This is a genomic window from Microcoleus sp. PH2017_09_SFU_O_A (genome assembly GCF_020738625.1).
Classification (GTDB): Bacteria; Cyanobacteriota; Cyanobacteriia; order Cyanobacteriales; family Microcoleaceae; genus Microcoleus.
Genome location: NZ_JAEQCF010000131.1, coordinates 1 through 10,526, shown reverse-complemented (window position 1 = coordinate 10,526; position 10,526 = coordinate 1). Strand labels below are relative to the sequence as shown.

Here is a 10,526-nt window from a genome sequence, read left to right as displayed (position 1 = left end):
GCATCTCATTTGTTGTGCAAAAACCATTTTTTCGAGAGGTACGTAGTTGCGCTTCAGCGCTCTGGGAGCATCTCATTTGTTGTGCAAAAACCATTTTTTTTACAGTGCTGTCCACAAAGAGCGAGCTGTATAATACTTGCTCTTCGTGGACATCACTATAACAATAAAACTGAGATAATCCCAGCGCTCTTATATATAAGAAAGAGCGCTGAAGCGCAACTACGTACCTTTTTTAAGAGCGCTCAAGCGCAACTACCTACCTTTTTTAAGAGCGCTCAAGCGCAACTACGTACCTTTTTTAAGAGCGCTCAAGCGCAACTACGTACCTTTGTTAAGAGCGCTCAAGCGCAACTACGTACCTTTTTAAGAGCGCTCAAGCGCAACTACGTACCTTTGTTAAGAGCGCTCAAGCGCAACTACGTACCTTTTTTGTTCTGATGCACCCTACTCAACTGCGATGTTTATGACACAGCAATCAGTTGACCAATTCTGTAATTTCGGGGAAATCTTGATACGACTCGGGAAAAAATCCCTCGGCTTCAGTTCGCGTAATATGGCTGTGGTTTGTGTCATATTTTGAATTCTTGCTGCAAGCGATCGATAATTGTATTGCGCTCGATGGTAGCTAGAATCTCTTGAATGACAGTATCCTGTCCCAGGGGGCCCCAGGTGCAGCCTCTTTCTAAATAAACTTGGGCGGCGCGACCGACAGCGTAGGTTCCGTAGGCTGCTAAACTAGCTTGAGTGACAGCGACTCCGGCGAAAGTCGAAAAGCCGATTTGTGGGGCGACAGCGGCCGCACTTTTCCCAAATCCCAAGAGGAAACTGCTACCTAATTCTCCCAAAAGTACGCCGCCAGCGCTGGAGAAAATAGTTTGCCAAAGTTTGCCGGCTTCGTAACCAGTCATCGGTAAACAGTAAAGTCTGGATAAAGAGCGAATTAAGGCTAAATCTGCAACAGTTGCGCCCATGACATCCAGGAAAGCAACAGGATTTAAGCCGACAGCTAAAGCTTTGTATTTGGCAAATTGCCAGATTAAATCATCGGCTTCTGTTTGGCGCAATTTGAGAACTTGATGAGCAAGATTTGCTTCGGCATCTCTAGCTTCTACTAAAGCATTAAGTGCGAGGAGCGATCGCCCTTCTCTGTTAAGAATTGTCAAAATTGTGTGTTTGAGTTCGTCTATTTGGGGAGGCGGCGATTCCCATTCGTTGGTGATACTTCCATCTGACCATTCTACGCGCACTTGCATCGGTGCGGGTTCGGCGGCTACCATGACTATTTCTAAGGATTTGGCAATTTTAGCGGGTGGTTTTGCTGTAGATTTAGGAGCAGGGATGTTATTTTGGCGATCGTCCAAATCGTCCCAATCTTCCTTATCTGTTACCGCCTCGGCTGCTAGCTGTTCGGAATTTCCCAGCGCTTGCAAACTTTGGTAAATAGCTGTTCGGTCTAATTCTGGATACAGGTCAATTTTATTAAAAACTAAAATTAGCGGCTTTTGAGCAGTTTGTAATTCGCACAAAGCTTGATATTCAGTGCGAGTGATATCGCCAGCTACCACAAACAGAATTAAGTCAGCTTGGCGAGTGACTTGTTTCGCCATCTCGCCGCGCACTTCCCCGCCAACTTCATCAAGTCCGGGAGTATCAATTAATTCTACTTGAACCCCCCCCTGCCCCCCCTTACCAAGGGGGGGTTGGGGGGGTTCTACGCCCTCCAGGAAGGTTAAAGGCACATTCCAACGTACAGAACGAGGCCACTGAGTCACGCCGTTGAGGGGGCCTGTTTGCAGGATTTTTTGACCCAACAGCGCGTTTAATACGGCTGATTTGCCGCGACTGACTAGCCCGAAAGTAGCAATCCTAATTACCTTGTTGTCAAGTTTTTCGGAGGTAGAAGTTAAAATATCTAACTGAGTTTGCAGGGCGGCTTCTAATTCTGTGTTGTTCGAGTTTTTTTTGCCTTGGCGCAGGTAGGAGTAGCGCGCGAGGGCTTGGCGCAAACTGGCGCGGGCGAGGGATAGGCGATTTTCTTGAAGGGAATTGTCAGCCATTGGCGATCGGCTTTTTTAAGCTATGTAATTGAGCGTAGAAATATAACATTCTCTTTCTTATTTTAATACAATTTTTGATAAATTTTAGGACTTACCCAACTGTCCCATGCAATCAAGGTACGTAGTTGCGCTTGAGCGCTCTTATTTATATATATGAAAGAGCGCTCAAGCGCAACTACGTACCTAAGAGGTCAGATCCCCTTTTTTAGGGAATCTAGGCCTAATCGTCAGACAGACTCGATTTCTCGCCGCCCCTGGCTCCAGAAGTATTTAATTTGCTGCCGAATTAACAGCCTGGGCCCCAGATGTCTGAGGCGAGAGACGACTTGCAATTTGATTGACGAAAGATTGCAAGAAGGAAACTTGTTGATTTTGCTGAAATACTGCTTGCAAAGTTTTCGTCAACTGATTGAGACTGAAAATGCCTTTGGCTGCATTTTCCAGTTCTTGATTTTGGAAATATTCAATCAAACTTAGTCCAGCTATTCTGGTAAAATAGGCTGCACTAATTCCCTGCACTGCGCCTCCGGCTGCATAGGTAACGGCATTGCTTTTAAGCAGTCCAGCAATAGTTTGGGTAGACACTTCTACCAATCCCAGTTTGAACATTTGGGTTGCCAAAGTTGCCGCTACTGTCTTAGCTTGGTCTAAGGAAAACTCTTGCTTGTAGATAGCGCCGAGGTCGATTACCAGTTGGGTGCTGATGGCGGTTGTGGCTAGCAAGTCTAAGGCGGCAACTGGGTTGGCAAAAACGGCGGCGGCGGCGATATACTGATATTGTTCGATGATGGGCATTGCCCGATCGCGCCTCACGACATTCAAGCAAGTTTTTGCTTCTAATTTAACCGTTGCAGCTTCCCGCACAGCACTCGCCCAGACCAACTGTTGCCCTTCTTGAGTGACGATTTGAGTCAATCTTGCTGTCAGCGGTTCGAGTTGAGAGACTTGAGTTTCAATCCGTTCTTGAACAGTGCCGTCTGCTTGGTGCTGCCGCACTTTAATCGAATTAGGGGAAGCTGCGATCGCAATTATATCTTCTGTCCCCAATATTCCTTGCATTCTTTGGTGCAACTGCTGCAAAATTTGTGACTGCTGCGCTGGCAAATATTGGTCTAGTTTGTTCAAAACTAGCAGCACGCGCTGACCTGCGGACGCTAGTTGAGATAATGTTTGAAACTCGGAATCCGTGATGTCGCCCGCCGTGACAAACAGCACTAAATCACCGCCGATTTTGGCATCGGAATTTGTGGTATTGGCAAACAGCGGTGCTGTTTCTGAGAAAATCTGCTGTTGTGAGTCTTGGGATGCCCAATCAGAATTTAAAACTTGAATTAAGGCAGTTTTACCGACAGCTTTGCCGCCTGTTACGGTAATCCGCAAATCTTGTCTGTCTAATTCGGCTTTGAGTCGATCGAGCTTTGCTGTTAGATGAGCCGGATTTACCGAGTTTTGAGCTTCTGAGGCGAGCAATTTAATTGCTGCTTCGGCCTGCGCGATCGCTTTTTCGGCTGCTTCCCGCTTGGCCAGGGGCTGCGGGAGTTCGAGTTCGAGTGTGGGAGATTGTTGTTTCCACCACCAATACCCCGCACCGGCAGCCGTCAAGCCGATGAGTGCCGTTTCTCCCATTTCTGAACCCGAATGCTGTAGAGTTTCCAACAGCCAAAGCGCTGCTGAAAGTCCTATTCCGCCTATCAAAATTGGTCGCCGCAAGTTAAGTGTCATTTTTCCCTTCCTGTGGGTATTATCGCCAAGCTTAACCTTACCGGGCTTGGTCTCCCTCCCTATATTCCATCGTACCTCTGCGACATCCAAACTGGCGATCGGGCGATCGGGCGGATTATACCATAAACCTTTTGCGGAAGTTCAAAAAGTTTGTAGTAAGGACTTCAGTCCTTGCTGTTGAGTTAAGCCAGCAAAAAGTGAAGTTATTACTACAAACTGTTGATATTTGACACTCTCCGGGAGTCAACGCCACGGAGATTCTTAAAACCACAACTTTAGTCTTAAAGGCGCTGTCAAATCGCCTCTACACACTCAAAACAACTACATCTTGCGAGTATTGCAATCGTGCTTACTTTTCCTTTGCTTTCGTCCTGCCATCACAATGCCAGATAGGTACGCTCTGTGTTCACCATTACTTGTTTACCCAGGCTACGGACGTATCGAGACGAGATAACACGGGGGTTGCTCCCTAATCAAACACTTCTTCGCATAGATGGTTATTCTTACTCAAACTTATTATAGCAATTTTCATGTTCCGTAGGGAAGAAAAGCCGTCCTATAAGGACGGGGCTTCAAACCCATTCTTTTTGGTGAAAAAGTCTAGGTAATTATCTAATCTCCCAGACAAATTCCCAAACCGCGGGCCGTTTTAACCAGAGTACCATCGAAGTCTACAGGTCTGTATTTGGCGATCGCATCTTCCAGCGGAACACTCACAACTTCTCGTTGTTGCCAAGATACCATGCGGTCAAATTTCTTTTCGGCAACTAAATCAACTGCTGCGACACCAAAAGCCGAAGCAATTAATCTTTCTAGCGGAGAAGGCGTTCCTCCGCGTTGAATGTGTCCCAAAACTGTGACGCGAGTTTCTGCACCGCTACAATCAGAAATTGTATCAGCTAAATACTGACCTATGCCACCTAATCGACTTTGGCCTAAGCGATTTGTGTGCATTACTAACTCGCCTGCTTCTGTCCGCACAGCCTCCGCTACTATAATTAAACAGTAGTTTTTTCCGCGTTGTTGGCGTTCTTGAACTTTGGCGCAGATTTCGGAAATTTTGTAAGGAATTTCGGGAATCAGAATTATATCAGCACCGCCAGCAATTCCGGCACTAATCGCAATATGTCCGGCATCGCGTCCCATGACTTCAACAATCATCACGCGGCTGTGACTGGCCGCTGTAAAATGTAAGCGATCGAGTGCTTCTGTGGCAATATTGACAGCAGTATCAAAACCGATCGAACGCTCGGTAATACCGACATCATTATCAATAGTTTTAGGAATAGCAACTAAATTCAAATTACCTGCGTTGGCAATCTTTCGGAGAATGGCAAGACTGCCATCGCCACCAATCCCAATTAAGGCATCCAAACCTAGTTGATGATAGCCTTCAATAATATCATCAGAGCGATCGCGCAAAGTTCCATCAGGCATCGGGAAAGCAAAAGGATTGCCCTCATTGGTAGTGCCTAGCATTGTACCCCCAATAGTCAGCCAGGAATCTACTTTCTCAATATTCAAGGGTGTTGCTTCAGGAGGGCGACTCATCAATCCTTTGGTGGCTTGACGAATGCCCATCACTTGCCAATTGTATGTTCCCGTTGCGCGGTAGACAACGGCTCGAATCACGGCGTTTAAGCCTGCACAGTCACCCCCGCTGGTGAGAATGCCGATACGTTTTTGTTCTCCCATAATTTAGCCAGACTTTTGTTCCTCAGAACATGGTTGATATTTTTAGATTCCGATTCGTTCAATCCTGATTTTCGACGTAAGTAGTTACAAATAAACTTTACTCTGTAACAGAATGTAAAGCTATGATAACCTTTGTGATTGCTTCGTTTCACTTTGTTTCACTGGCAATGACATACTTATGTATTTTCAAGCTTCAGCGACCTAATTGAGCAGCTCATCTCTGATGCACCCTACAAGCTTGATAGCTAACTTTCGTAGCGTCCCAAATCACCGTCTCAAATACAACATAAATTTTACTTGGGATTGAGGCGTTTAGAAACTTGGTTAACGATACCGCTGAGAATTGCACCGCCCATCAAAATACCGAGGGCAGGATTAAATACGGGCTGCCACAGACTGTACCATAAATCGAAACCGAGATTTACGCCAGTCGATCGCCCTGCAACGGCGATCGCAAACCACCCAAAAATAGCCAAGACGAAAAACACATCAGCGACTAAAATCAAGTTGAGGAAGTTAAGAATTTTATCTTTCATGGTCGATGGTTCCTTTTTGAGTGTATATGTGTCAACTTTTGGCAAGAGGTTGGCAAGGGAGCCGATGGATAGCTGCAACAGGCGATCGAATCAAGATAAAATAAAATATCATTCAATTGTTTTCGCATACTTGTGGTCAAAATATGGTTCGTTATACACTTCCTCAAAGCCCCGAAATTATTTTAACTGTCAAAGGGAAAGATTCAGCGAAAGCCCGCGAAGAAGCGATGGATAAGCTGATGCTGCTGATGGATGAAGGGAAGCTACCTACAGAGCTCGCAGAAGGATTTGGGCCCAAGCAGTTTGTTGAAGTTATCGAAGATGCTGCTGTGTCTGACGGCGAGGACGCAATTACTGAAGCAGTGCAGATTTTGAGCAATTTGGCAAGTCTCAAATTGAAGGTGATGGAATCCCGGGAAGAAGCCCTAAAAATCCGGGAGGCGATCGATATTTTGTTTACAGATGAGCCTGTGAGTGCGGAGGAAATTGGTCGTCTGAAAGACGGTTTTAAGGTTCTCAAAAACTTCGCTCAAGCTAATGTCCGCTATCGAGAAGCTAGGGGCAAAGCTGAGGAAGCTCGGGCAATTCTGGACGAAGCTTTGCAATCTGTAGAATCGGAAAAAAAGGCACAGAAATCAGCGAAATAGTAGCTAACTGTAGGCAGGGTAAGCGCACGTTAAATAGTAGCTCAGGATACAGATTAATAAGCCAGATACTGAGGTTAAAGGTGCAATGCTAAAGGTTTGTTAGATTTCCTCGCTTCGAGGCTGACACAAGGTGACACTCTCTGGGTATTCCCACCTCTTGGTTCCCGTTATGTCTCAAGGATTTGCGCCCGCTGCCCGCTGTTGAGCTGCCCACACAGGAGTGCGGTTCCCTTAGAAATATCAGCCTTAAGCCAAGGATTAGTAGACTGTTTTAAATCCGTCGAAGATCGAGCGAGTCGAACGGGGACAATGGCATCCTTTATCCGATATTCTGATCGTGGCGATTCTCTCCACCATTGCAGGCGGACAAAGCTCTTAAGCCATGGTGGAACTCTATGGCAGTAGCAAACAAGCTTGGCTCTCCACCTTCTTAGCACTCCCCAATGGCATCCCCAGCCCAGATAGCTTTCGGCGGGTGATTGAACGTCTCCACCCCAAACAGATGGAAGCCGCCTTCGATAACTGGGGGCGTTGCTGATTTACGGTATGAAAGGCTAAATAGGTCTGTCATAGAAACCAGTATCCACAAAGGTTTTGGATTTTAAACTTATTTTTTTCATACCATGATTAAGCAACGCCCAATATTTTAATAGAAATAGCAAAGAAAGAACACTCTTGACTGAAGTCCCCCGAGCCGCTTCCCTAGGAAGGACTAAAGTCACGCTTGTTTCCCGCATCCGGTATTGATTTTTATGAGCGATGACTATATGGTGAAGGTATTAGTCGCAGCGCTCCCTGAACTCTCTCAAAGTAGCAGTCCTACAACCTAGATGGCAAGTGCGTTAAATGGTATTAATTTGTGGGGTAGGCTTGCTGTGCCTACCCCTGTATGTATGTTGCTATTAGGCTAGGCGCGAACGCTCCTTTCTTTTTTGCTACCTTCAAAGTCTCGAGCCGACCCAACTTCGTAGCCTCCTGTCCGCAAGCGGCGGTCTAAATCGCTGGCTTCGGGAGAAGTTTTTGTGGCTTCTTCGATTGTCACTCTACCTTCAAGTACGAGTTTGTAAAGATCCTGGTTGATAATCTTCATGCCTTCGTAGGTGTCATTTTGCATCAACCGGAAAGCTTCATCATCATCACCTTTCATCAAGTAATCGTGCATGGCTGGCGTGTTCACCAAAATATCGTGAACTGCGACGCGGCGGTTGTCAACTGTTGGCAGCAAAAGTTGGGCAATTACTGCTACTAAAGAATCGCAAATTTGAATCCGCATCGCCTGCTGTTCCTCAGGTGGGTAGAGGTTTAACAAGCGGTTAAGAGCGTTGATGGCGCTGCGAGTGTGGAGGGTTCCCAATACTAAGTGACCAGTTTGAGCTGCTTGCAAGGCTGTATTGATGGTAACGCGATCGCGCATTTCCCCGATCAGGATGACATCGGGGTCTTCCCGCAAAACTGCCCGCAAAGCCTGCTGGAACTCGTGGGTGTGCAAGCCGACTTCCCGCTGGCTGACCAAGCATTTTTTAGAAGGGTGAATGAATTCGATCGGGTCTTCAATTGTAACTACGTGCTTCTGTTCCGTCTGATTGAGGTGGTCGATCATCGCAGCGACTGTTGTCGATTTCCCGGAACCGGTAGGCCCGGTAATCAAAATTAATCCTTGCGATCGCAAAATGACCTTTTTGAGAACTTCTGGCAACCTCAAGGAGTCGATAGTGGGTATTTCTAAACTGATCAACCGCAATACTAGGGCGCCACCACTGAGGGAATCAAAACAGTTTAGCCGACACCGCACGAAGCCCGGGTAAAAAATTGCTGCATCTAATTCCTTGGTAGCTGCAAACTGTTTTCGCTGTTCGGGGGTGAGAATTTCGGCTAAGTAATGTTCAAAAATTTCTGGCGTGACTTTGGGGTGGCTGGTTGCTACTTGCATGACGCCCCGAATCCGAAATCGAGGTACTTGACCGACTCGAATGTGAATGTCGGAAGCCGAGGCGGTATGGGCATCTCTGACCATTTGTTCGATCGTACTTACGGGAGTCTCAACAGCCCGCTGCTGTTGCTGCTGATGCTGCTGTTGCGCCAGGGGGTGTGCAGCAGGCGCCGGTGGTGGTGGCGCGGGAGTTGCAGCCAAGGGCGGCGGTGGCGGGGGTGTGCGGCGGGCTTGAGGGTCGGGTTTAACGGGTGTAGGATTGTTTAATGGGTTCATTTTTTAGTCTCCAGTGAGTCGATTTTAGATTTTAGATTTTAGATTTTAGATTGACTCGCAGCGCCGTGAATCTGGGAGTTTCAACTATGGTCTAAAATTTGGGGATTGACCGTGCGCGATCGAGTGTCGGGATCTTGTATCCGTTATTGGGCGGGGTCAAAGTATCATTGAAAAAATTCCCGATTTCTAATCTAATCGCTCGCTTGCTAATTCGGTGCCAAATGCTGAGAATATTTTACAATTAGGCTTGATGGGCGATCGAGCAATTAACAGTTTTAACTCCTATGAACATCCGTCACAAAATTGCCGACTGGCTCGAAAATCGCGCTGTTACTCCTGCCTACGCGGGTTGGCTGCTCTCGGGGATGACGGTGTTCTTTTTTGGGTCTGCTACTAATACAATGTCTGGGTGGCTGTACGCGCTCAGCGGTGGCAGTTTGGCGCTGCTGGTAGTAGCTGCGGTTTTGCCTGCAAAATCGCTGCGTTCCTTGGAAGTCCGCCGCCACCCGATCGAACCTGTGAGTGCGGGCGATAAAATCACCGTGGAACTAGAAATCGAAAATAGCGCCCGCCAACCTAAAACCTTGTTGCAAGTGGTAGACATCTTACCGTTTGTATTGGGAAAAGAGCTTGTCCGCCCGATCGAGATCGTAGAGCCTAAAAGTATATACAGGGATACATACTACGTGGAAGTCCGGCAGCGGGGCGTCTATCGCTGGCAAGAGGTGCACTTGAGGACGGCGGCGCCTTTAGGGTTGTTTTGGTGCCGTCGCAGCCGCCCGGTAAAAGCGGTGGCGGTGGTTTACCCGCAGGTTTTGCCGTTGAGCACTTGCCCTTTGATCGATCGCATCGGTCAAGAAGACAGTCCGCAATTGTACGATCGCCTGCGATCGCAAACCGCTACCGAAGGCCTCACCCGCAACCTGAGACCTTACCGTCACGGAGACCCCACCCGCCTGATTCACTGGCGCACCAGCGCCCGCTACGGAGAACTGCGGGTGAGAGAGTTAGAAGTTGCAGCAGGCGGCCAAGAAATTATTATTGCTCTCGACAGCGCTGCATTGTGGCAACCAGAGGAATTTGAACGAGCGGTGACAGTAGCAGCGTCTCTTTACTTCTATGCTAGCAAGCGCCTGTTAAACGTCAAACTTTGGACGGCCGGAACCGGACTTGTCTCGGGGAACCGGGTAGTTTTGGAAACCTTGGCGGCGGTTAATGCTGCCGAAGATGCGATCGATAGTCGATCGCAACTATCGATCATTTGGCTAACTCAAAACTCTGCAAGTTTAAGCACTCTTACCCAAGGTAGTCGTTGGGTACTCTGGCCGAGTTCCACTGCGGAAACAGGCGAAAAACTGTTAGTGAAACATGATTTACCTGGTTTAGAAATTCGCTCGGATAGACCTTTAGAACTTCAGTTACAAGATGCTTTAGAAAGAGCAATTAGTTATTAAGATTGAGTGGATAAGTTTTCCGCTATCATATCAAATCCGGTGACAGCAGAATTCTGCCAGTGCGAGCGTCCCCGCTCGCGACAGGAGATAATATCGTTTCCGGTATCATCTCAAATCCAGTAACAGCAGAATTCTGCCAGTGCGAGCGTCCCCGCTCGCGACAGGAGATAATATCGTTTCCGGTCAAATCCAGTAACAGCAGAATTCTG

The 10,526-nt window shown here is 47.4% G+C and carries 9 protein-coding genes; 3 read left to right on the top strand and 6 right to left on the bottom strand.

Annotated elements, in window-relative coordinates; genetic code table 11:
• Nucleotides 1-569 precede the first annotated feature (569 nt).
• The 4 genes from JGK16_RS30885 to JGK16_RS30870 all read right to left on the bottom strand — a co-directional run bounded on the left by JGK16_RS30885 (nucleotide 570) and on the right by JGK16_RS30870 (nucleotide 6,010).
• Nucleotides 570-2,057 (bottom strand): DUF697 domain-containing protein, encoded by a 1,488-nt coding sequence (locus JGK16_RS30885; RefSeq protein WP_293185243.1) that lies wholly within the window; start codon nucleotides 2,055-2,057, stop codon nucleotides 570-572.
• A gap of 270 nt (nucleotides 2,058-2,327) precedes the next feature.
• A complete protein-coding gene (locus tag JGK16_RS30880) occupies nucleotides 2,328-3,779 on the bottom strand; it encodes a DUF697 domain-containing protein (protein WP_293185245.1) in 1,452 nt (483 codons plus the stop codon).
• Nucleotides 3,780-4,391: 612 nt separating this feature from the next.
• On the bottom strand, nucleotides 4,392-5,474 hold the full coding sequence (locus tag JGK16_RS30875) for an ATP-dependent 6-phosphofructokinase (RefSeq protein ID WP_293185247.1): 1,083 nt from the start codon (nucleotides 5,472-5,474) through the stop codon (nucleotides 4,392-4,394).
• Between the two features lie 293 nt (nucleotides 5,475-5,767).
• The gene (locus tag JGK16_RS30870; protein WP_293185248.1) at nucleotides 5,768-6,010 is read right to left on the bottom strand and encodes a hypothetical protein; all 243 of its coding nucleotides are present in this window, start codon (nucleotides 6,008-6,010) and stop codon (nucleotides 5,768-5,770) included.
• A gap of 143 nt (nucleotides 6,011-6,153) precedes the next feature.
• Between JGK16_RS30870 and JGK16_RS30865 the strand changes: the two genes are divergently transcribed.
• Together JGK16_RS30865 and JGK16_RS30860 are read left to right on the top strand one after the other, a co-directional pair.
• Nucleotides 6,154-6,657: a hypothetical protein gene (locus JGK16_RS30865; protein WP_293143532.1), complete on the top strand. Its 504-nt coding sequence runs from the start codon at nucleotides 6,154-6,156 to the stop codon at nucleotides 6,655-6,657.
• Nucleotides 6,658-7,039: 382 nt separating this feature from the next.
• Complete coding sequence (locus JGK16_RS30860) at nucleotides 7,040-7,195, top strand: transposase family protein (RefSeq protein ID WP_293143535.1); 156 nt, start codon at nucleotides 7,040-7,042, stop codon at nucleotides 7,193-7,195.
• A 369-nt stretch (nucleotides 7,196-7,564) separates the two neighbouring features.
• Here JGK16_RS30860 and JGK16_RS30855 read toward each other — a convergent pair whose 3' ends face one another.
• Nucleotides 7,565-8,863: a PilT/PilU family type 4a pilus ATPase gene (locus JGK16_RS30855; protein ID WP_293193665.1), complete on the bottom strand. Its 1,299-nt coding sequence runs from the start codon at nucleotides 8,861-8,863 to the stop codon at nucleotides 7,565-7,567.
• 284 nt (nucleotides 8,864-9,147) lie between these two features.
• On the opposite strand from JGK16_RS30855, the gene JGK16_RS30850 reads away from it, so the two are divergent.
• Nucleotides 9,148-10,317 (top strand): DUF58 domain-containing protein, encoded by a 1,170-nt coding sequence (locus JGK16_RS30850; protein ID WP_293185252.1) that lies wholly within the window; start codon nucleotides 9,148-9,150, stop codon nucleotides 10,315-10,317.
• 25 nt (nucleotides 10,318-10,342) lie between these two features.
• Here JGK16_RS30850 and JGK16_RS30845 read toward each other — a convergent pair.
• Nucleotides 10,343-10,526, bottom strand: a 184-nt coding sequence (locus JGK16_RS30845) for a hypothetical protein (RefSeq protein ID WP_293193663.1), incomplete at its 5' end; no start/stop codon positions are given.

Excerpts from the sequence above, each read along its gene's own strand:
- JGK16_RS30885 (WP_293185243.1), bottom strand. The coding sequence starts at position 2,057 with ATGGCTGACAATTCCCTTCAAGAAAATCGCCTATCCCTCGCCCGCGCC.
- JGK16_RS30880 (WP_293185245.1), bottom strand. The coding sequence starts at position 3,779 with ATGACACTTAACTTGCGGCGACCAATTTTGATAGGCGGAATAGGACTT.
- JGK16_RS30875 (WP_293185247.1), bottom strand. The coding sequence starts at position 5,474 with ATGGGAGAACAAAAACGTATCGGCATTCTCACCAGCGGGGGTGACTGT.
- JGK16_RS30870 (WP_293185248.1), bottom strand. The coding sequence starts at position 6,010 with ATGAAAGATAAAATTCTTAACTTCCTCAACTTGATTTTAGTCGCTGAT.
- JGK16_RS30865 (WP_293143532.1), top strand. The coding sequence starts at position 6,154 with ATGGTTCGTTATACACTTCCTCAAAGCCCCGAAATTATTTTAACTGTC.
- JGK16_RS30860 (WP_293143535.1), top strand. The coding sequence starts at position 7,040 with ATGGTGGAACTCTATGGCAGTAGCAAACAAGCTTGGCTCTCCACCTTC.
- JGK16_RS30855 (WP_293193665.1), bottom strand. The coding sequence starts at position 8,863 with ATGAACCCATTAAACAATCCTACACCCGTTAAACCCGACCCTCAAGCC.
- JGK16_RS30850 (WP_293185252.1), top strand. The coding sequence starts at position 9,148 with ATGAACATCCGTCACAAAATTGCCGACTGGCTCGAAAATCGCGCTGTT.